Origin of the sequence: Methanoculleus frigidifontis (assembly GCF_030464345.1) — an archaeon.
GTDB lineage: Archaea > Halobacteriota > Methanomicrobia > Methanomicrobiales > Methanoculleaceae > Methanoculleus_A > Methanoculleus_A frigidifontis.
Map to the genome: position 1 here is coordinate 38,902 of NZ_VCYH01000007.1, position 24,897 is coordinate 63,798.

At 53.3% G+C, this 24,897-nt stretch carries 26 protein-coding genes; 12 read left to right on the top strand and 14 right to left on the bottom strand.

Annotation, left to right across the window (positions count from 1 at the left end):
- The first annotated feature begins 121 nt into the window (after positions 1-121).
- The 6 genes from FGU65_RS10900 to FGU65_RS10925 are packed head-to-tail and all read left to right on the top strand — an operon-like array spanning position 122 to position 5,178.
- The gene (locus FGU65_RS10900; protein ID WP_301664500.1) at positions 122-1,246 is read left to right on the top strand and encodes a carboxylate--amine ligase; all 1,125 of its coding nucleotides are present in this window, start codon (positions 122-124) and stop codon (positions 1,244-1,246) included.
- 3 nt (positions 1,247-1,249) lie between these two features.
- Positions 1,250-2,074, top strand: a complete 825-nt coding sequence (locus FGU65_RS10905; RefSeq protein WP_301664501.1) for a polysaccharide deacetylase family protein — start codon at positions 1,250-1,252, stop codon at positions 2,072-2,074.
- Entirely contained in the window at positions 2,064-2,675 is a 612-nt protein-coding gene (locus FGU65_RS10910) for a PHP domain-containing protein (protein ID WP_301664502.1), read from the top strand. The genes FGU65_RS10905 and FGU65_RS10910 overlap by 11 nt, the downstream gene beginning before the upstream one ends.
- The gene (locus tag FGU65_RS10915) at positions 2,672-3,847 is read left to right on the top strand and encodes a glycosyltransferase family 4 protein (RefSeq protein ID WP_301664503.1); all 1,176 of its coding nucleotides are present in this window, start codon (positions 2,672-2,674) and stop codon (positions 3,845-3,847) included. The genes FGU65_RS10910 and FGU65_RS10915 overlap by 4 nt, the downstream gene beginning before the upstream one ends.
- Positions 3,848-3,851: 4 nt before the next feature.
- Positions 3,852-4,004, top strand: a complete 153-nt coding sequence (locus tag FGU65_RS10920; protein ID WP_301664504.1) for a hypothetical protein — start codon at positions 3,852-3,854, stop codon at positions 4,002-4,004.
- A 1-nt stretch (position 4,005) separates the two neighbouring features.
- Positions 4,006-5,178 (top strand): glycosyltransferase family 4 protein, encoded by a 1,173-nt coding sequence (locus FGU65_RS10925; protein ID WP_301664505.1) that lies wholly within the window; start codon positions 4,006-4,008, stop codon positions 5,176-5,178.
- Between the two features lie 151 nt (positions 5,179-5,329).
- Here FGU65_RS10925 and FGU65_RS10930 read toward each other — a convergent pair whose 3' ends face one another.
- The 12 genes from FGU65_RS10930 to FGU65_RS10985 form a co-directional block, all read right to left on the bottom strand.
- Entirely contained in the window at positions 5,330-7,192 is a 1,863-nt protein-coding gene (locus FGU65_RS10930; RefSeq protein ID WP_301664507.1) for a DUF2206 domain-containing protein, read from the bottom strand.
- 550 nt (positions 7,193-7,742) lie between these two features.
- The gene (locus tag FGU65_RS10935; protein ID WP_437344447.1) at positions 7,743-8,681 is read right to left on the bottom strand and encodes an IS5 family transposase; all 939 of its coding nucleotides are present in this window, start codon (positions 8,679-8,681) and stop codon (positions 7,743-7,745) included.
- A gap of 184 nt (positions 8,682-8,865) precedes the next feature.
- A complete protein-coding gene (locus FGU65_RS10940) occupies positions 8,866-9,408 on the bottom strand; it encodes an IS630 family transposase (RefSeq protein WP_301664508.1) in 543 nt (180 codons plus the stop codon).
- On the bottom strand, positions 9,405-9,896 hold the full coding sequence (locus FGU65_RS10945; RefSeq protein ID WP_301664509.1) for an IS630 family transposase: 492 nt from the start codon (positions 9,894-9,896) through the stop codon (positions 9,405-9,407). The genes FGU65_RS10940 and FGU65_RS10945 overlap by 4 nt, the downstream gene beginning before the upstream one ends.
- 53 nt (positions 9,897-9,949) lie before the next feature.
- Positions 9,950-11,251 carry a flippase gene (locus tag FGU65_RS10950; RefSeq protein WP_301664510.1) on the bottom strand — a complete coding sequence of 434 codons (1,302 nt, stop codon included), beginning with the start codon at positions 11,249-11,251 and terminating at the stop codon, positions 9,950-9,952.
- Between the two features lie 93 nt (positions 11,252-11,344).
- Positions 11,345-11,662: a GDP-mannose 4,6-dehydratase gene (locus FGU65_RS10955; protein WP_301664511.1), complete on the bottom strand. Its 318-nt coding sequence runs from the start codon at positions 11,660-11,662 to the stop codon at positions 11,345-11,347.
- Between the two features lie 20 nt (positions 11,663-11,682).
- Positions 11,683-13,035 carry a mannose-1-phosphate guanylyltransferase/mannose-6-phosphate isomerase gene (locus tag FGU65_RS10960; protein WP_301664512.1) on the bottom strand — a complete coding sequence of 451 codons (1,353 nt, stop codon included), beginning with the start codon at positions 13,033-13,035 and terminating at the stop codon, positions 11,683-11,685.
- 745 nt (positions 13,036-13,780) lie between these two features.
- Positions 13,781-15,343 (bottom strand): beta-ribofuranosylaminobenzene 5'-phosphate synthase, encoded by a 1,563-nt coding sequence (locus tag FGU65_RS10965; RefSeq protein WP_301664513.1) that lies wholly within the window; start codon positions 15,341-15,343, stop codon positions 13,781-13,783.
- Between the two features lie 49 nt (positions 15,344-15,392).
- Positions 15,393-15,695 (bottom strand): YunC family protein, encoded by a 303-nt coding sequence (locus tag FGU65_RS10970; protein WP_301664514.1) that lies wholly within the window; start codon positions 15,693-15,695, stop codon positions 15,393-15,395.
- Between the two features lie 41 nt (positions 15,696-15,736).
- The gene (locus tag FGU65_RS10975; RefSeq protein ID WP_301664515.1) at positions 15,737-16,888 is read right to left on the bottom strand and encodes a cofactor-independent phosphoglycerate mutase; all 1,152 of its coding nucleotides are present in this window, start codon (positions 16,886-16,888) and stop codon (positions 15,737-15,739) included.
- A complete protein-coding gene (locus tag FGU65_RS10980; RefSeq protein WP_301664516.1) occupies positions 16,885-17,349 on the bottom strand; it encodes a COG2426 family protein in 465 nt (154 codons plus the stop codon). Before FGU65_RS10980 ends, FGU65_RS10975 begins: the two co-directional genes overlap by 4 nt.
- 10 nt (positions 17,350-17,359) lie before the next feature.
- Positions 17,360-18,289, bottom strand: a complete 930-nt coding sequence (locus FGU65_RS10985; protein WP_301664640.1) for an NAD-dependent epimerase/dehydratase family protein — start codon at positions 18,287-18,289, stop codon at positions 17,360-17,362.
- A 40-nt stretch (positions 18,290-18,329) separates the two neighbouring features.
- Here FGU65_RS10985 and FGU65_RS10990 point away from each other — a divergent pair, with 40 nt between their 5' ends.
- The 6 genes from FGU65_RS10990 to porB all read left to right on the top strand — a co-directional run bounded on the left by FGU65_RS10990 (position 18,330) and on the right by porB (position 23,025).
- A complete protein-coding gene (locus FGU65_RS10990) occupies positions 18,330-19,202 on the top strand; it encodes a methanogenesis marker 12 protein (RefSeq protein ID WP_301664517.1) in 873 nt (290 codons plus the stop codon).
- 99 nt (positions 19,203-19,301) lie between these two features.
- Positions 19,302-19,889: a 6-phospho-3-hexuloisomerase gene (gene hxlB / locus FGU65_RS10995; protein ID WP_301664518.1), complete on the top strand. Its 588-nt coding sequence runs from the start codon at positions 19,302-19,304 to the stop codon at positions 19,887-19,889.
- A gap of 280 nt (positions 19,890-20,169) precedes the next feature.
- Complete coding sequence (locus FGU65_RS11000; protein WP_301664519.1) at positions 20,170-20,709, top strand: pyruvate ferredoxin oxidoreductase subunit gamma; 540 nt, start codon at positions 20,170-20,172, stop codon at positions 20,707-20,709.
- Entirely contained in the window at positions 20,709-20,969 is a 261-nt protein-coding gene (locus FGU65_RS11005; protein ID WP_301664520.1) for a 4Fe-4S binding protein, read from the top strand. The genes FGU65_RS11000 and FGU65_RS11005 overlap by 1 nt, the downstream gene beginning before the upstream one ends.
- Positions 20,970-22,124 (top strand): pyruvate synthase subunit PorA, encoded by a 1,155-nt coding sequence (gene porA, locus FGU65_RS11010; RefSeq protein WP_301664521.1) that lies wholly within the window; start codon positions 20,970-20,972, stop codon positions 22,122-22,124.
- A gap of 1 nt (position 22,125) precedes the next feature.
- Positions 22,126-23,025, top strand: a complete 900-nt coding sequence (gene porB, locus FGU65_RS11015) for a pyruvate synthase subunit PorB (RefSeq protein ID WP_301664522.1) — start codon at positions 22,126-22,128, stop codon at positions 23,023-23,025.
- 65 nt (positions 23,026-23,090) lie between these two features.
- On the opposite strand, the gene FGU65_RS11020 is transcribed toward porB, so the two are convergent.
- Together FGU65_RS11020 and thrC are read right to left on the bottom strand one after the other, a co-directional pair.
- Positions 23,091-23,597 (bottom strand): DUF5803 family protein, encoded by a 507-nt coding sequence (locus tag FGU65_RS11020; protein ID WP_301664523.1) that lies wholly within the window; start codon positions 23,595-23,597, stop codon positions 23,091-23,093.
- 41 nt (positions 23,598-23,638) lie between these two features.
- On the bottom strand, positions 23,639-24,847 hold the full coding sequence (gene thrC, locus FGU65_RS11025) for a threonine synthase (protein ID WP_301664524.1): 1,209 nt from the start codon (positions 24,845-24,847) through the stop codon (positions 23,639-23,641).
- Positions 24,848-24,897 lie beyond the last annotated feature (50 nt).

Sequence of the window (24,897 nt, forward strand, 5' to 3'; positions counted from 1 at the left end):
CTTAAGCTCACTAAAAAGTAAGACCAACAAGATGAACTTGCATCCGAAACGCCTAACGAGGAAGATAAAAATGAATGAAACAGCAAATATATTTGTCACAGATGCACAAATGCGGAGTTCCTTGGCAGTAATTCGTTCATTGGGAAAACGGGGATTTAAAGTTACTGCTGGTGAGGAAACCCGTTTTGCAACAGGTTTTTTTTCAAAGTACTGTAATAACCATGTGGTATATCCGCCTCCCCTCAAACAGAAAAAAGATTTTATTGAATATTTGATTGCAACACTACAAAAAAACACCTGTGACCTTCTTATCCCAGTAGCAAATCCTACCCTTGAACCAATTATTGAAAATGAGAAGGAACTATCTCAATATGTCAATATTGCCCTTCCACCACGCGAAACTTTCATGAAGGGCTACGATAAGCAAACCACTCTGAAAATCGCATTAGGAAATAGCATCCCATGTCCGAAAACACATTTTATTGAGCACTTGGATGACATATATAATATTGAGGATTTGCTGGAATACCCTCAAACAATAAAGCCAACAATAAGCTTTGGCAGCAGGGGGTTTGATACTTGCAATTCTTTTGACCAACTGATTGAAAAAGCCGAAAGATCACTTTCTAATTACAATACAATATTACTTCAGGAATATATTCCTAATGGTGGCGAATTTGGGGTCTACACACTGTTTAACTCCTGTTCCAGACCCTGTGCATTAACAGTTCAAAAGCGATTGAGATCATATCCTATCTCAGGCGGTCCAAGTACTCTTAGAGAAACGTTCCATACAGAAACATCTGAAATTGCTGTAAATGCTGCCTTTAGGTTGTTGAATGCGATGAAATGGGTTGGAGTTGCGATGGTTGAATTTCGAATAGACTCAAGAGATGGCATTCCAAAGTTAATGGAGGTGAATCCTCGTTTCTGGGGTTCACTGGCGCTATCTATTCAAGCAGGAGTAGATTTCCCTTATCTCTTATATAAACAATTCATTGATGGGGATGTCAAACCTGTTCTAGATTACAAAGATGGGGTAAAATGCAGATGGCTGCTTCCAGGAGATATTTTGTGGTTTTGCAGCGCTCCAAATAAACTACGTAATCTACCAAAGTTACTAGACTTCAGAATAAAAGATGATATCGTCTCATTCACAGATCCAATGCCTACATTTGGATTTTTTACAGCTGTTGCCAGGTACTTATTTGACCTAGATATGTGGAAGTTTATTTTTAGGAGATAAAATATGATAAATGGACTGAGTATTGACTTGGAGTACTGGTGGAGCATAGAACTTCTCAAAAATTGCATTCCAAAGAAAAAAGACGATTTAATCACTGAATCTGTAGATCCATTACTTAAGTTACTCGATGCATATGATGTGAGCGCTACCTTCTTTGTCTTGGGAATGGTTGCCGAAAAGTATCCGGAGCTTATTTATAATATTCATACACGAGGACATGAAATTGGTTGTCATGGGTATTCTCATAAGACGTTAGTTGATCTAGGTGAGATGGGTTTTGAAGAGGATCTCAAAAGAGCTATGATGTATTTAGGCAAATATCACCCTATAGGGTATAGAGCTCCATCATTCTCTTTGAATAATGATACTCTATGGGCCTTGGAAATTCTAAGAGATCAGGGCTTTCTGTATGATTCAAGTGTTTTCCCAATAAAGACATCATTATATGGCGTTCCTGAAGCTCCCGTCCACATCTACAGACCTTGTAAGACCAATATTGCTCTGCACGATCCCGAGGGTCCAATAATTGAGTTTCCGCTAACTGTACTTAATATGGGTAAAAATATTCCAATTGCTGGAGGATTTTATATTCGTGCACTTCCAGAAATGTTTTTGAAATGGGGTATCCGTAGCGTAAATAAAGAGAAAAGACCCGCCATAATATATGTCCATCCTTGGGAAACATATCAAGAGACACCAAGAGTCCGGATGTTACCTCCTAGATATATTGTAACATACTATGGAATTGCTTCCGCTCTGAAAAAGCTAGAAGGGATATTGAAAGAGTTCAATTTTAAGCCAATGCGGGAGATTTTGCATGATCTATGATTTACACATCTACTCAAAATATTTTCAAGACTCATTATTGTCGCCAGAAATCATCAAAACTGCGAAAAGAAAAAACATGGATGGCATTGCCATAACCGATCATAATGTTATAAAGGGCGTCTTTGCCACCCCCAAACTATACCGAAACAGAGACATTGAGGTAATTGTCGGGGCTGAGGTTAAGGTCGAGTATGATGACGTAACAGGGTTATTCTTAAATGAGGAGGGCAAAACACGAACGTCTGCAGAGGTGACCACTGAAAGTCATGATCCGGGGGAATACGCATCCTTGCTCATCCATCCTGCCGCTTTGTTTTCCCTAATAAGTCGATCAAGTGTGTGGATCTCATTGAATATTTTAATGCCCGAGAAACTGCAGAAAAAAAATCCGACAAGCCCATGCTTTTGCACAAACATTTCAAAAATGATGATTGCTGGAGGTAACTCTTATTTATCGTTTGAAATTGGGCGGGGGAGAGCTTACATTACGGAATCGGGCATTGAAAGTGCATTAAAGGATGGTATGACATCTGGTGATCAAGTAATGAGAAGGTGCTACAAAGTTAAATTAAGTCCTTTAAATCTCGGAGAGAACCTATGAAAATTGTATATGTACTGCCAGTGAGCTGGGGTGGAATTGTACACTATACTGCAGAATTAGCAAACGCAATGGCAAAAATTGAGGATGTTGTAGTAATTAAAGCGCAGGATGAGAATGATAACCTATTCTCGAGCGATGTTCAAGTGTACAACCTATTTAAACCGTTTAATTTTGATCGGACATCCAGCCGATCGTTAGTGTCCCTGTTATCATATAAAAACATGCGTGCGTTATTATCATATAAGAAGTTACGTTGCATCAAATCTGTCAACCCAGACATCGTACACTTTACAATTCCATCCCCACAAGTCTCATTCTTTTCTCACCTCTATAAACTGGACAAGAATTATAATATCGTATGTACTGTGCATGGGGTCTTTAGATCACTTAGAGATGCTCAATTTAATAACTTTAATCTCAGTATGGGCTTTATTGACTCATTAAATGAGGTGGCAAATAGGTTTGTTAAATTTAGAGAATTAATTGTCCACACAGAAGATAATAAGAAAGGCTTGATCGCGAAGGGCATCATTGAAGATCAGATAGCAATAATACCTCATGGATCATTTTCGCTATTTAACAGACTCAATGACGATAATCCTGATGAGAGTACTGATTATCGGTCAGAAGAGGTGATTCTCTTTTTTGGTTATATACTTAATAACAAAGGTGTAGATGTTTTGATTAAGTCGATCCCGCATATAAACAGAGAAATTCCAAACCTCAAAGTGGTCATTGCTGGAGAAGGAGATCTCTCTGAGTATAGAAAGAATATTGTTGATGAGTCAAAATTTGAAATTCATAATGAATATATACCTAATGAGATGGTCGGCAGCCTCTTTCAACGCGCAAAGGTGGTTGTATTACCATATATCCGTCACCAGGGGCATAGTGGCGTTGTAAATGTCGCATTTGCCTTTGGAAAACCAGTTGTTGCAACAAATTTAGGAGATTTTCCAAATCTGGTACAAGATGGGAAGGAAGGCTTAATAATACCCCCTGAAGATGAGATTGCACTTGCTAATGGAGTGATCAGAATCTTACGCAACGAAGACTTGAGGCAAAGCATGTCGCAAAATGCTCTTAAGAAAGCGAGGCAGCATTCTTGGAATCGGATTGCTGAGAGGCACGTTACAGTATACGAAAAAGTAATTGAAAGGCAGAGGGAATAAATCAATGAAAAGAGGTCTGCTTGTCATAGCAGAATTGATTGATCCAGATCTCAGAATTACGATGGAAAAGAATGTAAAAAAGAAATCAGAGGGACTGTCTTGGGACAGAATTGCTGAAGATTACATTGCGGCATATAATACTGTTTTAGGAAGATAATATGAAGATACTTGCTCTTTCGAACCATGGTAATACCTTTAATCCAAAAGAGGGCGCAGACATTAGAAAAAATAAGTTATTGTTAGAATTGAGTCGAAGGAATGACGTAATTGTATGCGAATCAGATCGGTATATTCATGATAAACCGGAAGGTTACCCAAATATTGAGGTCAAGTATTATCATGAAAATTATTTATTTAAGAGACCAATGTCCTTTCTTTTGGATATCAATCCGAGTTTTCTATCTATCTTATACGACACGGTAAAGAATACTAAAATAGACCTTATCCAGATCTCTTTTCCATATGGTTTTATTTCCACGAAATTGTTACTGTGGTTGCTTAAAAAGAAAACGCCTGTAATCTATGATGCACACAACGTCGAGAGTGACACCGTAAAACAGATGCGGATACTAGATTACAACCTTTTGACGCAGTATTTCTTTGAAATCTATATTTCAACCCTTGAGTGGCTGACCGTAATATTTGCATCGGATTATGTCATTTCTGTGAGTGATGAAGATCGACTGCGCTTCATTACAAAGTACAATTTGAACGAAAACAAAGTTATGGTCATCCCGTCGGGAACCGTCATCCGCAACCATGATCTGGATTATAGAAAGGAAGTTCTGAAAGCCACTTTAGGTTTGTCTAATGCAAAAGTAATTCTGTTTCATGGTACGTATTCCTATCCTCCGAACAGGGAGGCGTTTAACCTAATAATTAATGAAATTGCGCCAAGGATTAAATGTCAGGTTGCGGATGTAGTATTTCTATTAGCAGGAAATGGGGTTCCGATATTTGAGAAGGAAAATGTTAAGTCGATTGGTTTCGTTGAGGATCTTGATTTGCTGCTACACACTGCCGACATTGCTATTGTACCTCTGCTAAGCGGAGGTGGGACTAAACTAAAGATCCTTGACTACTTGGGTGCAGCTTTGCCGATTGTTACAACAAAAAAGGGTATTGAGGGGATAAATGCTGTGAATGGCAAGGATGCAATTATTGTAGACGGGGTGGATGGTGAGTTCATTGAAGCAATTATGTGTCTAGTCTGTGATGAAAAGTGTTGTAAAACACTTGGTCAGAATGGTAAAATACTTGCTGAAGAGCAATATGATTGGGAGAGCATCGGAGAGAAATTGAATATATTCTATCGTAAGATAATTGATTGATGATGAAATCATCCGATATTTCCTAACTCATATTGAGAGATCTTCCCCTGCTTTCCCTGATGTATCTCCTCTCCCGGCACCTAAACCAGAACTGGGGCAGAGACGTCGCATACACACTGGATGGTTTTCATATCCACTGGAGTGTTCAGTCTTAATGTGAAAGTTGAGGTGGAAGATCATTGTAATACACCATTGGCCCCCCATTATCGTAGATCCTATTGGAGCGTGAGACATAGGAGGTTACAGGATAATAGGTATAGGAGTTGAGGACTTGCCAGCGATCATACGTGATTAATTCCAAACTTAATTTATTATATTCACCAAAGTATGAATATGAGGGGAGATCCATGGAATTAGAATCGATAGGATAATTGTAAGTGGTATTTTGTCCAGAAATCCTGTGTATATGGAGTTGTCTATATAAGTCAGCGTAAAGAATGTTTGCCTCTTTTACATTTAACAACCACTTCACTCCTTGAATTTCAAGCAAATTGTAACTTGTTGAGTCAACAGTGCTGTTGATCGCAAAGTTCGTCGTGTTTTCATGGCCAACCTCGTAGATCCACCCGCAATTGAACAGTAAAAAAATGGCCAAAAAAATAGAGAATAACTTTAGGGGATGGGTTGGTTTTTCACGAATGCGTTTAAATTTAGAAAATATGGTCATCCCTCCGATGACGCAAAATAGAGATAAAAAGATGAGGCTTACATGATATATCCGGGAAACGCCAATGGCGCTTGAAAAATAGGGTAGGATTAGTGCTCCGAAACAGATACTAAAAGCACTGAGTGCAAGAAGATGAAACTGGAGATCAAAATATATCCATTTATGACGCAACCATGATGTCACAAAACCGATAGTTATAAATAAAATTGCCAGTACGTGTAGATATTTGCCTACTTCATGGAGAGGTGCAGTGGTATTTGTGATGATGACTGCAAGGCCTTGACTGGTATCTGGATTAAGTATTCCAGAGGGCATATTTGTGCTGACCTGGTGTACAATTTTTAGCAGAATTTCGAAAGAGGACGAACTGGATGTATAAATATACCAAATTAGAATAAATAGTCCATAAAATAAAATTGCATGTAGTGGGATTCTATATCCGGGTGATTTTATTTTGTTCAAGTTTAGCCCCGATAAAATGTATAACTTCCCCTGCATCCACCTAAAATAGTGATCGATATTGTTCTGGATATTTAAACTGAGTCCCAGAGCTACAAGGATCGACGTTAGAAAGAGGATGTACATAAAGAGGTACGCTAGTCCGTAATGTGATACTATTAGAGAGGTGCTAAATGCAAAAAAAAGAAAAATCTTCTGCTTTCTGGACAAATTAGAATCGATCGTTGAAAGAATGATCAAAACAACAAAGAGTTCAGCGACCTCCTGCCTAGCAAGGGAGAGCATTTCATTATAATAAACAAAAGTAAAGATTAAGAAAAAACAGCCAAAAAGGGCTATAGATTCATGTGTCTGCTGCCTGAATGTGGCATAAAGTCCCAGAGGGACAAAGGTAAAAAGAAATGGATATATGATCTTGAAGACCCAGTCAACGGCCAAGTTGAGGGTAATTGAATAGAGGGGTACGAGCATTACAAGGCTGAGCATGGCATTGCAGGTGCTCTGTATGGTTGGATCCCAGAATCCATTCTGGATTACATTGCTGGTTAGATAGCATTCATATTGGATGTCCCAGCCCCAGATGTACATCGAAATTAGGCTAGTATGATACAGCAGGGTGAGTGCCACGGAAAACACTACATACGGATAGTATTTCCTTGGAATCCATTTGGTATATGCAATTACTATTGGGATAAGAGATATGATGGTGAGTAGGATCATGAGAAGGAAATTTATGCCATAATTGTTCATGAGATACGTTCCGGCAATGGCACCGAAAGGAAGAAGCGAGAGCGCTAAAATAGGTGTGGCGAAAACTTCTCGGAGTTCTATATAGTTAGGCGAAGCAAATGTTCTGTCTCTGATGTAGGCCAAGGGAATGAGGAACATAGTGATAATGTTGATAGTAATCAGGAGAGGATAGAGTGAAATTGGACGGGATATGCCACAGAGGGGATATATGATGCTTATACAGAACCCCATTAGCATCAAAATTGTGATTGAGAGACCCACTGAATAGACCAGGGTTTTGAGATTGCCGATTTTGTGAATTCGGAGGATGCGTAGTAAGAGTATTCCCGGAACGAAGGTGAGAAAAAGAAAGCCCACGGTTTGTCGAATAATGGGAAAGAATGTCCCGAAGTTTTCAAAGAAAATTGAACTAGTAAATGCAATTTGGAGAGTAAGCACTACAAGGAAAGTAGATCGCATGTCCCAGTCATTCATCGTGAGGATATTCCGTATTTGCATACGTTGTCTGAAATTGTTTATTGTGTTTGATCTATCAACAAGCGATACACTTGTGGTTTCCAATTGTATTCGTTTAGTTTAGCTACGTCACGCCACCTTGGTAATCTTTATTTATAATACTTAGCCCCCCCCTGCCGTGTTGCATAATGCCTGAAGGGTTCCCCTACCGTTCATCCAGCGGCGGCTTCGCTCAGGCCACCGCAGCAATCAGCATGTTGTACCAGTTCACTTTCATCTGGATCTCGCGGAACATGCCCTCCCGTGACGTTGCGCGCACACCTTCGCCAAAGATCCGTTTGAGACTGGAGAAGTCTCCTTCAACCTTCCATCGCATGCCGTAGTTGTTCTTTTGCGCCCACATCCGATAACCCCCCAGTCTGTTGCGGTCTCTGACGCATTCGGCACGATAGGGTGACCCGGTGGAGTGGGTTGCGGCATCGTTCCGGGTCTTGATCCCGGAGAGGATGCCCCGTTTCTCGAGGAGGTTGAAGATCTCATTTCTATCGTATGCTCCGTCACCAAGCACCAGGTATACCGGGTGCTCCTCGCCGCAGTTCTGTACGGCTTGCTCGAGAAGCGGAGCGAACATCTGGTCGTCCTGCACCGACTCGTCGGTGACTTCGAGGCCGAGGATCTGGTTGCTCTCGACGTCGATCATCGCATGCACTTTTATCCACCCGCGCCGGACTTTCCACTTCTCCCGCATCCATTCACCTCGGTTCGTGACGGTAATCGCGGTGCTGTCGACCGCGATGATCACGTCCTCGGCAAGGAACTCGGGAGTGACCTTCAGGGAGAGATCCAGCTGCTCTATCCGCCGGAAGAGCGTGGTGTAGTCCGCCGCCGTGAGACGGGGGATGAACTCCGCGAGTTTCCGGACAAATCCCTCCATCTGGCGGTAGGGCATCAGGAGAAAGATGTGGATGCAGGCCATCCACACAATGAACGGTTCCGGATACTTATACGGACGACCACACTTCCCGGCATTCATCTCCGCAAGCAGGTCGTCCCAGCGATTGAGGAAATCAAGTGCGATGTAGAGTTCACCCCGCCGAACCAGCCGTTCATTATAGATACTCCAGTCGCGAGTGTCAGGACACGGTCGTCCCCAGCGTTCGTTCTTAACCATGGAGGGGCGGCAGGGGCGGCCGTCACCTTCACTTTTGTGGTCGGGTGACCAGAGTTATTCAACACGGCACTGCCTATCGAAAAAGACTTCAGCCCAATGGATTCTGGAAGGGGATATTGCGGGCTGCTTCGACAACATTGCTCACGATTGGCTCATGGAGAATATAGTTATAGTTTAGTTATAGTTACTGGCTCAACATCCTTGAAGCATACTTTGGACTCAGGAATTTCTGGACCCATTTCTCCCAGTAGGTTCTCTTCGCCGCCAGTCTCTCGAATGCTCGTGCAATCGTGACAGTCATGTGCTCATAGTCCCTGACGAACGTCGCCGAGACCTCTCGCTTGATCGCTCGCCAGATCTGTTCGATGGGATTGAGATCCGGGGAGTATGGTGGAAGATACGCGAGGCGGATGTTGTTGCCGGCGGCGTACTGCCTGACGAGAATCGCGTGGTGTGACTTGAAGTTGTCGAGCACGATGACGAGCCGTTTTTTGGGATTTGCTTTTCTATACGCTCTCAAGACCTCTCTGACGTCTTCCTGTTTGGAGCGTTCCCGGAAGGTGACGATGGAGGTTCCTTTGACGGCAAGAATGGCAAAGGTGTTGGCTCGGATCTTCTTCGTATTCTTCACGAGCGGCGTGTGGTCGAACGACCACATCCGCTGGGTATTGGCAGTCGTTTGTGGAGAGCACTCATCCAGGAACCCGAGCACCGTATGCTTGCTCATCCGCGGGAGTTTTTTTTGAGAATCGTCTCTGCATCCGCAGGTCTGCGGTAATCCCGTGGAGAGGGTTTTCCATAGTGCATGCCGAACGACTTCAGAATGCGCCGGACCTGATCCTGGCTGTACGCAACGCCAAAGTGAGACTGGATCAGACGTTGTGCTTCGACGGTCGTCCAGTGATCCTTCTCCCGCAACAGCTCAAGCAATTCGGCTTTCTGCTCGTCGGTGAGTTTGGAGGGATGCCCTCCGGCATACCGCGGAACAAGCCCCTCAAACCCTTCGGCATTCCAGCGCTCCTGCCAGTTGTAGCCCGTCTGACCGGAGACGCCGACAGCATCCGCTGCTTTGACGACACTCACTCCCTTGTACCGCAGCCGGATAAACAGAAGGCGCGGCAGCACTTCGGGCAACCCTTTGTGGTGCTTGATCCGTTTCTTCAAGACGGAGTAGGGAACGTGTTTCGCGATCGCGATCAGTTCACGCCCGGTCATGAAGGCTGAGGATCGTCAAGGTTCAAAAGGGTAGCGCCAAGAACTATAATTGGTTATTGCTTGATCAAATTGCGTAAAAATTGGACATTTTCTTTCAGCGTTGAACCAATGAGTAAACCGCTTGCCCGATCGATTTCCAAGACTCGCAATGAATAGTATAAATACAAACCAATACCCAAAACTTCAGTGATCACTGTCGCCCAAGCCGCCCCGACCATGCCATATTGGGGAATGAATATCAAATTGAGAGTTACATTCACTAATGCACCCAAGCCGGTTCCGATGACGACGATCCTTTGCATATTCACAGCGTTCAATAAAGTGCTGGTCATGTTACTAATACAGATGATAAAGAAAGCCCATATCAAGATACTCAATGTTGCCGCTGCGGGAGCATACTCCGGGCCGTAAAGGATGTCGACAATAGTCTGGGAAAAGAATGTGACAAACAGAGCGATCAGGAGTCCAACAATAAACATGATCTGAAAGGATTGAAGGTATATACGCTTCAAATGTTCTTCAGAATGTAAAAATTTACGGGAATAGATTGGGTACAAAACACCCGCTACAGATCCAGCAACTAGAGCAGTCAGTCCTTCAATTATATTATAGGATGCAGTGTACCACCCGACAACAGCATATCCGGACATGAGTGAGAGCATGACCGTGTCAATCTTGAAATAGATCACGACAAAAATTGCCGTCAGGCCAAACGGCAGAGCTTTAGTTACGATCGAACGAAGGAAGGCTAGATCATACTTGAATGTCGGCTTTGTAAACCTCTTTACAACGAGCGCAGCACTAAGCACAAAACAGACAATCTCTCCGAACAGGAAAGCAGAGATAATGGCAATGAGCCCGTAACCCTGTATGATAAAGAGCATGGCCAGAGCGAATATGAGTAGGTATTCTACAATCCGGACAATCAATTCGTACTCCATCTTTTCAAATGCACGGAATATCGAGCGGAAAAACTGGTTAAAGGAATTGAGAATGGTATACGCCCCGGCGAGATATACCGCTAAACCTGTGTCAGAAGGATACCCCATGAGATTGATAATGACCATGAGAACCGTAAAGGAAAAGATAGATAAAGCAAGTTTTATTATCAAAATTGTCCCGAAGTATTCCCCCGCTTGATCATTCCTTCTCGCGATTTCTCGGATTGTAAGTGAGCTGAGGCCTAGATCCGATAGTATCGAGACGAAAAGTGCAAATGCAAATGCAAATGAGTATTTCCCGAATTCAGCGTCCCCAAGATATCGTGCGACGATGACAATGAGCAGGAATGCCAGAAATTTCGTTACAATCTCCGCAAAACCTAGTGATAAGGTATTTTTTACAACATCTCTCACTACACTCAAAGCAGGTCACCGTTTGGTCTATATTCGATTATGGTTACACCGCTGTATATCTGCTCGAACCATTATCTGCACGAAATCTGCAAATTAAACGTCCGAACTCCACTTAAGTGTCTCCTGTGCCTTGAATGCATCCCCCTGCAGGAAGTTCACCTCGGCCGGCTGGAAGAACTTCGGATCGATCACGATGTAGTCCTCGTAGTTCAGGTCGAACTCACGGAATGGAAGATCCACGAACTCACGCACTGAGTGGGTCTCTCCGGTGGCGACGACGTAGTCGTCCAAAGCCCTCTGCTGGTGCGTCAGCCACATTATCTGCACATAGTCGCTGGCAAATCCCCAGTCCCGCATGGCATCCAGATTCCCGAGCCGCAGTTCCGCATCCATATGCGCTACTTTTGGCATTACAAACCACCACATATACCTTAGATACGATCAAAATCATCCTTGTACCGCACGATATCATCTTCACCGGTGTACTCCCCGATCTGCACCTCAATCAATTCGAGCGGCAGGAGTCCGGGGTTCTTCAGGCGATGCACCGTACCCGCCGGCACAAATGTGCTCTCTCCACTCCTGAGAAGGTAGCACTCCTCACCGACCGTCACCTCAGCAGTCCCCCGGACGACTACCCAGTGCTCGCTCCTGTGGTGGTGCATCTGGAGGGAAAGGCGCTTCTTCGGCGGGACGGTTACCCGCTTGATCTTATAGGCCTGGCCGTCCTCAAGGGTTGTATACGACCCCCATGGACGGTGCACCTTGGTGTGGAACGCTGAACGCTGATCGCCCTTCTCTTTCAGCAGTTTGGCGATCTCGCCGACATGTTGGGCTTCGCTGCGCGATGCCACGAGAACAGCGTCCTTCGTCTCGATGATAGCAAGGTCGCGGACGCCGACCGTCGCGACCAGGCGGTCGCTGACGATCAGGTTGTCATGCGAGTTGATGCCGATATATTCGCCGCGGACGGCGTTTTGATCGCCGTTCTTGGGAAAGATGCTATACAGTGCATCGAAGTTGCCGACATCGTTCCACGCAGCCTCGAGGGGAACCACGGCGGCTTTATCAGTCTTCTCCATGATGCCGTAGTCGATCGAGATCTTTGGCGTCAGGTCGTACGCTTGCTCAACAGGATGGGTGAATGCACTGACCACATCCTCGGCATGGCATGCACACTCCTGCAGGAAGAGTTTTGGGGAGAAGACGAACATCCCGCTGTTCCAGAGGTAGCCGCCGGTACAGTAGCGCACCGCGGTTTCTGCATCCGGCTTCTCTACGAAAGTGTCGACGAGGGAACCGTCACCAAGCCCCTCACCAAGCCGGATGTAGCCGTAGCCGGTATGCGGGCAGGTCGGCCGCACACCGAAGACAACGAGGTACTTCTCGGCCAGTCGGTCGGCAGCCTGGAATGCATCGACATATGCGGTGTTGGTATCTATCAGGTGGTCGGAGGAGACCACGGCAATATTGTCGTGGTCATCCTCATCGCCGATCGTTTTGACGCCGTAGTAGATCGCCGGAAGAGTATTCTTCCCGACGGGTTCGGTGAGGATGGTACAGGTGCACCCCATCTCCTCGAGCTGAGCGTGGATCAGGAACCTGTGATCCTTATTGGTGACGACATAAATATCCTGGGGGGACGAAAAGAGCAGTGAACGCTTGACCGTCTTCTGGAAGAGCGATTCGGCATCGAAGAGTTTAATGAACTGCTTCGGGAAGTGCTCGCGGCTGAGCGGGAAGAGCCGGGTACCGCTTCCTCCTGCAAGGATGAGTGTCTTCATGGCACACTACCCCCGAAACTTCAGATTATGCTGCTTTTTAACACGAAGTTTCAGTACCTCATCCGGATTGGTATATCTCGTAGCACCGCAACGCCTGCCAAACTCTGCTGCCGCAACTGCGTTCATATCGAACAGGTATCGAGAACTGACTGGTCTCAATTCAGAATCGATGTGGGCATGGATCTTTCCCATCGCCCCCACTCCGACAACCCCTACATCCATACTCATCCACCCGATGGGGGTTTCCCTCCATCATCATCCGGTAAATATAGCCACTCAGCTGCATCTGCAATGGGCACACAGCACTTGTAAAGGGGCATGTTTCGGAAGAGCGCAGAGCAGAAACGGTGAAAACTGCCCATTTGCAGCGGAGTATCCGACATACCTGATTTCGACCGTGAACCATACTCTCACCCTACTAGAAAAAGATATTCCCTCATTCGCGAAATGCACACTCCACTAGATGGAGAGGTAATACCATTTGCCAAAATCATGTTTCAGGGTTGTATCCACTGTAGAGATCGTAAAATATCTCCCAGCGGCTCTGCTCTCCGGTGACATCCCCTCTGTTCACCGCACGGTGGAAGCAGATGCCCACCCTTGCACCACCTCATGAATGGAAGTGCAGGGCAGCTGAAGAGATCTGCCCCGGTTTACTGACATCCGGATGATGCTGCAGGGATCGTATGCCGCACAGTTTCTGCTTTTGATGCAGTGTATATGCTAAGCGATGCCCGCCACTGCATCATACCCCCGCCACATCCGCCCCGGTGTTCCTCGCCCTCGTGAGGATGACGGCTCCTCCGCCCCGGCCGTCGAGCACCTCCCGCGCCGCCCCGACGACCCCGTCCATCCCCGTGTCCCCGACGGCGTAGACCGTCGGCCCGAACGAGCTCAAGCCCGCTCCTGCGGCGCCCGCGTCGACCAGAGCCTCCAGGAGTGCCGGGACAACCGGCGGCTGTGCGGCGACTTCGACCTTCTTGAAGCCGAGGTGCTGGATCCGGTTGACGGCGGTGCCGAAGGCGTCCAGGTCGTGCTCGATTACGCCCGGGATCAGCCGCATCAGCACTTCGTGGCAGAGTTCCCGCACCTCACCGAGCGGCACGGGGCAGTGCGCCCGGAAGAGATCGACCTCGGTCGCCCCGTGCACGCCGGTGCCGGCGTGCGGCGTGACCAGCAGGATCCGCCAGTCTTCGGGGAATGCGTGCCGGGCTACGACCGGCGGAGGCTCGGTGCCGCGGGACGCGGCGGACGGCCGGAAGTCCTGTTTCCCGCCGGGCACCCCGAACCGGTGTCCGCCGTCGAGGACAAACCCGCCCTGCTCGAAGACCGCCGTGCCGATGCCGGAGGTACCGCCGCGGCCGACGACCTTCGCAAGGTCGCGGACCGTGGCGTCCCGGCCGTAGAGCCTGCAGAGGGCACTCCCCGCGGCAAGTGCGAGCGCCGTCCCGCTGCCGAGGCCGACGTGCTGTCCGGCCGCGTCGTGCACGGTGATCTCCGCCCCGCCCGGCAGCGAGAGGCTATCCGCCGTCGCCCGGGCAGCCTCGGCGACGCGGAGCCTGGTCTCGTCGTCGCCTCCGTATACGGCAATGCCGGCACTCTTGCGTGCGTCGAGAACCGTGGCGGGATGGTCGAGCGCGATCCCGACCCCGCCGTCCACCCGTCCGAGGCTGCCGTTCATATCGAGCAGAGTGATATGGATCCGTGACGGTGCGTTCACGATCACCCGCCGCTCTTCGGAGAACGCGGTGGAGGGGAAGATCTCTTCGATGGCGATCAGCGGCTGGCGGTTGTGGATGATGCGGTACTTCCGCGACAGCAGCGCCTGCTGCCGGTGAATCCTGAAGATGCTGCTGAGGTGCGGATCGGCGGGGACGATACGGGCGTCGGTGATCTCCCGCCGCGATTCGATCCGGTGCCTTCGTAAGATCCTGCCGATGGGGATATCCGCCCGGAGGAGGTCGTCTCTGAAATCCGGCGCAAGGCGCTGCAGCGGCGTGAACGAGACGGCATAGATGAGTGTTTCGCCGGTCAGGGTGTCCCGGAGCTCCACAACCCGGTAGTTGACCGCATCGCCCGGTTCGACCCCGAGTTCAGCGGCGGTCTCCGGATCCGCCGGCCTCACCTCCTGCACGCGGGTGACGACTTCGACAGGGTGGCCGGTCGCCATCTCAAGCAGATTCGTCACCGAGCCGTCGGTGCCCAGCAGCACCTTCTGGAGCGGCGAGAGCGATCCTGCCTCCCGTTCCAGGTCCGTAATAATCCGGGAGAGGTCCCCGGACGACAGCGGACGTATCTTGTCAGTCACCTGGTGTGCCCCCGATGTGTACCGTGCATGCCGATCGCATTATCCGGCTTCACGAGAGCAGGTCGAGCGCTTCCTTCCCGCTCATCCCTTCCCGGACGCCGAGCTTCCCGGCTGCGGCATTCGCCTCTCTGATCGTGCCGTCGAGGAGATCGTCCACCGTGGCAATCGAGGTTCCGCGGGAGGGCCGGACGCGGGCTGCCGGGTACCCGAAGGCGTCGAGCGCGGCGACATCGAACGCACCGCAGCCGACCATGCCGCGTGCCGCCACCACCGTTACCAGGTTCACCGCCCCCAGCGGAATGACGTATCCGACCCCTTCGGACCGTTCCAGCGCAACCGGTATCGTTTCCATTGTATCAGTCATCGTGGGAGAGGGGTATTAAGCATTCTGCTTCATGAGAAGAGCATCTCCAGGAAGTTCTTCGCCTGCAGAAGGCCGTAGGATCCCCGCGCTGCCTCTTTCTCTGAGAATGCCCTCGTGCCGTCCGTTCCCTTCCCGAGGATGGCGAACGGCACCGGATCGCTGCTGTGTGTTTTGGTGCGGATCGGCGTCGGGTGGTCGGGGAGCACCGCCACGACGAGGTCTGGCACATCGAGGATCGGGCCTATCGCCTCGTCGAGCCGCTCGATAGCGCGGACTTTCTCTTCAACGCTTCCCATATGCCCGGCCTCGTCCGGCGCCTCGACGTGCATGTAAACAAAATCGAGACGCTGAAGGGCGTCCACCGCGTACCGCGCCTTGGCCTCGTAATCGGTGTCCAGGTAGCCGGTGGCGCCGGGGACGGAGATCACCTCCATCCCGGCGAGGCGTGCGATGCCGGCGAGGAGATCGACCGCCGAGATCATCCCGCCGGAAAGATCGTACTTCTCCCGGAACAGGGGGAGGTAGGGTCTCTTCCCGCCGCTCCACGGCCATATCTGCGTTGCGGGCAGTTTCCCCTCCTGCACGCGGCGCCGGTTCGCCGGGTGGGCGGCAAAGACCTCCCTGCTCGCCTCCATGCACCGGAGGAGGAGGTCAGCATCGGCTCCCTTCGGGAGGTACGGTTCGACCGACCGGCCGACGATGTCGTGGGGCGGTGTCGTGGCGGCGCCCTCGCCGCCCGGCACCACCATGAGGTTGCGGTAACTGATGCCGGGATAGAACCGGACACCCTCGAGTCCGGCATCGAGGGTGCGGAGGAGGTCGGCACCGTCGCTGCTTGCTATGTGCCCGGCGTTGAAGTCTTCCATCACGCCGTCCCGGACCGTGACCAGGTTGCAGCGGTAGGCGACATCGTCCTCGCCGAGATCGACCCCGATGCTCGCCGCCTCGAGTGCTCCGCGTCCGGTATAGGACTCCGCGGGGTCATAGCCGAGGACCGAGAGGTTGGCGATGTCGCTCCCGGGTTCGAAGCCGGCGGGAACGGTCCTGAGCATCCCGCACCGCCCTTCGCGGGCGATCCGGTCCATATTCGGCGTGCGGGCGTACTCGAGCGGTGTCTTGCCGCCGAGCTCCGCGAGCGGCTCGTCGGCCATGCCGTCCCCGAGGATGACGATGTACTTCATGCGAATCCTCCAAGAAGGCCGATGGTCGTGAGCGTCGTGATCAGTGCCGCGATCAGGATGCCTGCTGCGATCGTCGGCAGCGCGTAGCGGAAGCGGATGCCGAAGACGAATGCGGCGGCGCAGGCCGTCCACGCACCGGTCACCGGCAGGGGAACCGCGACGAACGGCATCAGGGCAAGGGCGCCCCACCGCTCGAACCGCTCGCTGTGTTTGCGCGTCCGGTCAAAGAGCCAGGTAAAGAACCGCTCGAAATGCCGCGAGTGGCTGGAAAGGAAGATCGAGACCGGCTCGAGCAGGAGCAGCACGACGATCACCGGAATGACGTTGCCGATGAACCCGAGGAGGAAGGCTTCGGGTGCGGTGAACTGCCCGGAGAGGATGGCCGGGGGAATGGCGTAGCGCGCCTCCACGAAGGGCAGGGCGCTTGCGATCATCAGGAAGAGCGCGGAAACGGCGTCCATGGATTCTCCGTTATGCGAGCATGGCGCGGACCGCCCGGCGCACGCTCTCCGACGACGTGATCTCCGGCTTCCAGCCGATGCTCTTCATCTTCTCGATGGAGAGCTGCATCTTCGGGACGTCGCCCACCCACCCGCGGCTGCCGCCGGTGAACCGGTACTGCACGCCGGCAAGCCCCATCTCCTCGACAATAATGTCGGCGATCGAGACCACGTCGATCCAGTCCTCGGATCCGATATTGAAGGTATTGACCGTGTCGCGTGCGTGGGCGACCCCGAACTCGAGCGCCCGGACACATTCGCCGACGTCCAGGTAGGACTTGGTCTGCCGCCCGTCGCCGAGGATCTCGAGTTCCTGCGGGTTCTCCCGCAGTTTTCTGATGAAATCGGTGATGACCCCGTGACCGCTCCGCTCCCCGATGATGTTTGCAAACCGGTAGACCCATCCCCGCATGCCGAACGAGTGGCAGTACGACGAGATCAGCGCCTCACACGCAAGCTTGCTCGCACCGTAGACCGAGATAGGTTCGAGCGGGGTATAGGTCTCGGGCGTCGGGATGGTCGCGGCTTCACCGTAGACGGTCGAGGTCGAGGTGAAGACGAGTTCCGGAACCCCGGCAACCCGCATCGCTTCAAGCACCCGGTAGGTGGCCAGGATATTGTTGTTCACCTGCGTCTCCGGTGCAAAGGCGCTCTGGCGCACGTCGGGGTCTGCGGCGATGTGATAGATCCGGTCCGCGCCGGCGAAGTGCTGCTGCCAGCCGTCGTGGAGCAGGTTCTCCTCGCAGAAGGTGAGCCGCCCGTCCTCAAGGTGCCGCGCGAGGTTCTCCCGCGTCCCGGCACTGCAGTTGTCGAGCACCAGAACGTCGTGGCCGTCCGCCACCAGGGCATCTACGATGTGCGAGCCGATGAATCCGGCGCCGCCCGTCACGATACAGAACATCATAGAATAATATGCCTCCCATGCTATAGGATTACTGCTTATGTACATCGGGATAGATCATGGAACGACAGCCATGCGGTTCTCGTGCGGTGAGACGGAGTTCAAGATCTCGCGGGAGGATGCCCGGACGTTCGACTACCGGGACCTTGCGCGGTTCTGCCCCCACGACGAGATCGAGGGGGTGGCTGTCTGCTATTCCATGGGTGACGGCATCAGCGCGGTCACCGATATTCGGAAGGTGGAGAACCGGGGCATCGTGAGCCGGGAGGGGGCAGGCAAGCATATCGGCGGCGGGACGCGGGTCTACGACGAGATCGCGCGGTCAGGCCTCCCTGCGGTGGTTGTGCCTGGCCTGCACCGCGGATCCCCCACCGATCCGCGCTTCAAGGTATACTCGCACCAGGCCAGCCCGGAGAAGATCGGGATCGCCTACGAAGTCGCCCATGACCTCGGCGGCGATCTGGTGGTCTGCGATACCAGTTCCAACACCGTCACCCTCCTCGTGTCCGGCGGCCGCCTCGTGGGGGCGTTCGACGCCTGCGTCTTCGCGCCGGGAACCCGGCACGGCGCTCTCGACGTCGACGCTATCAGAAAGATCGACCGGGGAGAATGCACGGCAAACGAGGCGTTCCTCCGTGCCGGCGTGGACTACGCCTGCCCCCCGGAGCACCGGACCGGGACGCTCGCCATGTTCGCGGCGATGGAGTGCGCCGCGATGCTCCTCATGAGTCCCGATGCCGCGGTGGCGCTTGCCGGTTCGATGGGGCCGATGATCGCGCCCGGCGTCCGGGACATCCTCGGGCGGCCTGTGGTCGTCTACGACGAGTGGTGCGCGGCACGCGGCCTGGTCAGGATCGCCGCCGACGTCTTCGGGGGGAAGAAGGAGATCCTCGGTCTTCCGGTCGATCTCTGATGTCCTATCTGAGGCGCAGACGGTAAATAGGTGAAGAACAGATGAAAATACCAGGGATTCGGGTACATGAAAACGGACTGTTTCAGTATTCTTGATCTTATGCTGCACACGGCGTCGCGGGTGGAAGAAACCGCCCGATTGGTAGACCAGGACGAGGCGGCGCGCTTTCTCGACGAGGTCATCTCGGCGAAACGGATCTACGTCGTCGGCGCCGGCCGGTCGGGGCTCGTAGCAAAGGCGTTTGCCATGCGGCTCATGCACCTCGGGTTCGAGTCGTACGTCGTCGGGGAGACGATCACCCCTGCTTTCACGGGCGGCGACCTGCTGGCGGCATTCTCGGGCTCCGGGGAAACAAAGTCCGTGGTGGAGACGTGCGAGATAGCCCACGATCTCGGCGGGCGCATCGCCCTCGTCACCGCCACACCTGAATCATCCATCGGGCGCATTGCCGACACCGTCGTGACCCTTGGAGAGAACCATCTCCGGAGACCGGACGTCCCGCACGACTTCGAGGTGCGCCAGCTGACCGGACAGTACCGCTCTGCCTCCGCCACTGCCACCACGCCTGCAGAGACGATCTTTGAGACCGCCGCTCTCGTCTTCGCCGATGCTATCGTGGCCGCCCTGATGGAGGTGCGCCACTGTACGCTCGACGAGATCAAGGGGCGCTGGGCGAACGTACAGTGAACGGGCGGAAAAACCCGGCAGAACCATGGGTTTGTGCGGGTTTCGCGGGAGGCCTCTCTCCGGTGGAGGTGCCAAAGCACTCTCCGGGGTGGATGCCTGCAGGGTTGGGATCCTCCCTCGCCGGCAGCAGTCTGGCCGAATAAGGCGCTCTATCCGCAGTTTCACGGATATCTGCCCCGCCGGGGGCTTTCCGCGCCTTTTTTATACTATCCCCCTCTGATAGGGCTCTGCCTGCAGATTATTTATATTATTAATCATGTAAAATTATGAGGGGTTTCCATTGAGAGAGCTACGTATCCATGGGAGAGGTGGTCAGGGCTCTGTCACAGCGGCCGAGCTGATCGCAGTCGCCGCGTTTGAGAGCGGCGTGTACTCGCAGGCGTTCCCCGCCTTTGGCGTGGAGCGCCGTGGAGCGCCTGTTCAGGCGTTTGTCCGCTTCAGTGACAGTAAAATCCGGCTTCGCAGCCAGGTATACGAACCTGATTACGTCATCGTACAGGACAGCACCCTGATCAAGGATGTAAACGTCTTTCAGGGGCTGAAAAAGGGTGGTATCGCCATTATCAATACTGAAAAGGCTCCTGATAATCTTCCGGAAGACGTCAGGGTGCTGACCCTCGATGCAACGAAGATTGCGCTTGAAGTGCTCGGCGTACCGATAACCAATACCACTCTGATCGGTGCGTTTGCCGCGGCGAGCGGCGAGATCGAGCTCGATGCCCTTGAAAAGGCTCTGCGCCAGCGGTTTGCAGGGAGCCTGGCGGATAAAAATGTTGCAGCCTCCCGGCGTGCATACGACGGAATCGGAGGTGGTGCCTGATGGCGCTGAACGTCGGTTGTGCCGCCAGGCCCGGCAAGGCCCGGAAGAACAAGACCGGTTCGTGGCGGGTGTTCCGGCCGGTCTTCGAGTCTGAACAGTGCACGAAATGCGGCATGTGCGCCCTCGTATGCCCGGAAGGGTGCGTCATTGAGACCGAAGAGGGAGAGTTTGTGCCCGACTACGAGTACTGCAAGGGCTGCGGCATCTGTGCGGAAGTCTGTCCGAAGAAAGGAATCAGAATGGAACAGGAGGAGAAGTAAATGCTGCAGATCACCGAAGGTTCCCACGCAGTCGCAGAGATCGCAAAGTTCTGCCGCCCGCAGGTCGTCGCCGCATACCCGATAACGCCGCAGACGCACATCGTTGAGGCGCTCGCCGATATGGTGGCGAACTGTGAGCTCGATGCCGAATACATCACCGTAGAGAGCGAATTTTCCGCGCTTTCGGCCTGTCTCGGGGCGAGTGCGGCAGGCTCGCGCGTCTACTCGGCTACCACCTCGCAGGGGCTCGCCCTGATGTTCGAGGTCTGTTTCAACGTCGCCGGGATGCGCCAGCCGATCGTGATGTCGATCGTCAACCGGTCGCTCGGTGCCCCCCTCTCGATCTGGAACGATCAGCAGGACTCCATCTCGCTGCGTGACTCGGGCTGGCTGCAGTTCTACGCCGAGGATAACCAGGAGGCGACGGACCTGCATATGATCGCCTATAAGGTCGCCGAAGATCACGACGTCCTTCTGCCGGCGTTCGTCTGCTTCGACGGTTTCATCCTCTCGCATACCTACGAACCGGTGGATATGCCCTCGCAGGAAGAGGTGGATGCATACCTTCCGGCGTTCACCCCGTATCACCGGCTCGATGCAAAGGATCCGATCAGCATGGGGATGTACGCGACTCCCGACTACTACATGGAGTTCCGCTACGAGCTCGAGCGGGCGATGCAGCGGTCGATCGATGTCATAAAGCGTGCTGGAGCTGAGTTCGCCGAACAGTTCGGCCGCGACTACAGTGCGCTCGTCGAGAGTTACCGGCTCGACGACGCCGAGATCGCCTTCATTGCCATGGGATCGATCTGCGGCACCGTCAAGGACGCAATCGATGAGATGCGGGATGCCGGCAAGAAAGTCGGCCTTGCAAAGATACGCACCTACCGGCCGTTCCCGACCGAGGAACTCACCCGGGCGCTCGCCGGTGTTTCGACGGTGGCGGTGCTCGACAAGAACATCTCGCTCGGCAGCGGCGGCGCCGTCGGCACCGAGGTGAAAGCGATGCTTGCCGGTTCGGGCATCACCGTGCTCGACTACATCATCGCCCTCGGTGGCCGGGACGTGCGGAAGCGGGACATCGCCGCGATCGTCGATCTCGCAGATAAAGGAGTTGGAGATATGTTCTACGGACTGCGGACGGAGGTGCTCTGATATGGCGGAGCATGTAGCGGGATGCGAACTCTTTGAGTCCGGGCACCGTGCCTGCGGCGGCTGCGGCCCTGCCCTTGCGGCCCGGCTTCTGCTGAACGCGACCGGCGAGAACGCGATCGTCGTCGCCTCGACCGGGTGTATGGAGGTCTTCTCGACGCCGTATCCTGAGACCGCGTGGAAGGTCCCTTGGATCCACTCGCTCTTCGAGAATGCTGCTGCCGTCGCCTCGGGCATTGAGGCGTCGCTCAAACGGCAGGGGCGCTCCGAAAAGGTTCTCTGTGTCTGCGGCGACGGCGCCACCTTCGATATCGGGGTGCTCTGCATCAGCGGCGCCTTCGAGCGCGGCCACGACATCACCTACATCTGCTACGACAACGAGGCCTACATGAACACCGGTATCCAGCGCTCCGGTGCGACGCCGTACGACGCCAGCACCACCACAAGCCCTGCAGGTGCGTGCTCGACCGGAAACCAGAGGCCGAAGAAGGACATGCCCGCGATCCTCGCCGCCCACGGGGCGCCGTACGTGGCGACTGCGTCCATCTCCTACCCGCAGGACTTCATGAAGAAGGTGGAGAAAGCGCTCAATACCCCTGGCCCCTGCTATATCCAGGTGCACGCACCCTGCTGCACCGGATGGGGCTTTGAGGCAGGCGAGACGCTCAACATCGGCAAGCTCGCCATCGAAACCGGGATGTGGGTGAACTTCGAGATGGAGAACGGTGAGGTCACGAAGGTCAAGAAGGTGAAGAGAAAGCCGGTTGAGGAGTACCTGAGCCGCCAGAAGCGGTTCCGCCACCTCTTCAAACCCCAGCGCCGTGACGCCGAGATCGCCAAGATCCAGGCGATCGCCGATCGGAATGCCGAGAAATACGGCATCGATATCAAGAAGAAAGAGTGACGGGGTATACCCGACCCCCGAAACCATCTGTTTTCTCTGTTTTTCGTCCGGGAGAGGAGCGGCCGTTACTCCTCGCGTATCCGGGTGAGGAGATAGGGGAAGAGCAGCACGATCCCCATCACCACCCAGATGGTGCCGAAGGTATTGAGGAGTATTTCACGTCCTGGATCGTAAAACCGCAGTTCAGCAAGGGTAGTCCTGTCCCAGACAACCTCGATCGTCTCGTTCTTTGTCATCTGCACCGCTCCGCCGGGGCTGATCATGCCGAGCAGCGGGTTTCTGACGTCAAGGCCGGGAGGGAGCGTGACGGTGACGGCATATGGCTGGCTGAAGAACGCCTGCAGGTGGTTGTCCCGGATAAGTCCCTGGTAGGAGACGGTATAGTTCCCCTCCGGAAAGGTGATGGTGCCTGCATCGGCCTGCTGGAAGTCGACGGCGCCATCCTCGCCGGTCACCGAGACGTCCTCGACCTGGAGTGGAACGCGTTCGCCGAGCGTCCCGAAGCCCCAGAACGCATACTCATCTCCTGAGGTCTCAACGGTCGCACGGTATGCGGTTCCGTTCTCCAGCACCCGGTACTCCGCAGAGAGGGCGCCGGCCGGAGCGGCCAGGATTATAAGTGCAATGCAGAGAGCAAGGACTGCAGATCTGCATCGATCTCGAGGGGAGGTTCGCACTGTTTCACCACGGTTTCAGGGTCTTTCAGCAGGTGCCCGGTGACCACGCAGACGATCCGCTCGTCACGGTCGATGATGCCGCTCTCGACCAGTTTGCGCACGCCTGCAACCGATGCCGCCGACGCCGGCTCGACACCGATTCCTTCTTTGCGTGCGAGGTCGCGCTGCATGGCGAGGATCTCTTCGTCCGTCACCGATGCCGCCGCGCCACCGGTCTGGCGGATGGCCGGGAGCGCTTTTTCAGCGTTGACGGGAGCGCCTATCCTGATGGCGGTTGCGACGGTCTCGGGGTTTTGTTCCGGGATCAGTTCGGCGAGGTTCTGCTCGATGGCGTTCACGACCGGGCGCGACCCTTCTGCCTGGATGCCGGTCATCATGGGAAGATGGTCGATGAACCCGAGGCCGACGAGTTCCTGCAGGCCCTTGTGGACGGCTGAGATGTTTCCGGCGTTGCCGACGGGCAGCACCATGCGGTCGGGAACATTCCCGTGGAGCTGGTCGATCACCTCGAACCCGATCGTCTTCTGGCCTTCAAGCCGGAACGGGTTGACCGAGTTTAAGAGATACAGCCCGTGCGAGATGCAGAGGTCGTGCACCATCTCGAGAGCACGGTCGAAGTTGCCGCGGATGGAGATGACCCGGCCGCCGTGCATCAGCGCCTGGGCGACTTTGCCGAGCGCCACCTTCCCGGCGGGGAGGAGCACGACGGCGGGGATTCCGGCCTTCGCGGCGTAGGCCGCAAGGCTCGCGGAGGTATTGCCGGTGCTGGCGCAGGCGACGCTGGTCTTGCCGAGCTGCAGCGCCATGCTGACGCCGACGGTCATGCCCCGGTCTTTGAACGATCCGGTCGGGTTCATGCCTTCGTGCTTGGCATAGAGTTCGGAGAGCCCCATCTCCTCGCCGAGACGCTTGAGGTGGTACAGCGGCGTCCCGCCCTCGTGGAGCGTGACCGGGTCACCCCTGACCGGGAGGAGTTCGCGGTACCGCCATACGGAGAGAGGCCGCCGGTTCCACTCCTCTCTGCTCACGCTGATGGTATCGATGTCGTAGGAGACGGCCAGCAGGTGGCCGCATCGCTCGCAGGTATAAATGATCTGGTCGGGTGCATATTCTGCATCACAGTGAACGCAGACGAGACGGTACATAGAGAAATGTTGTGCGCAGGGATACGTATAGATATGGGCGCCGGTGTGTG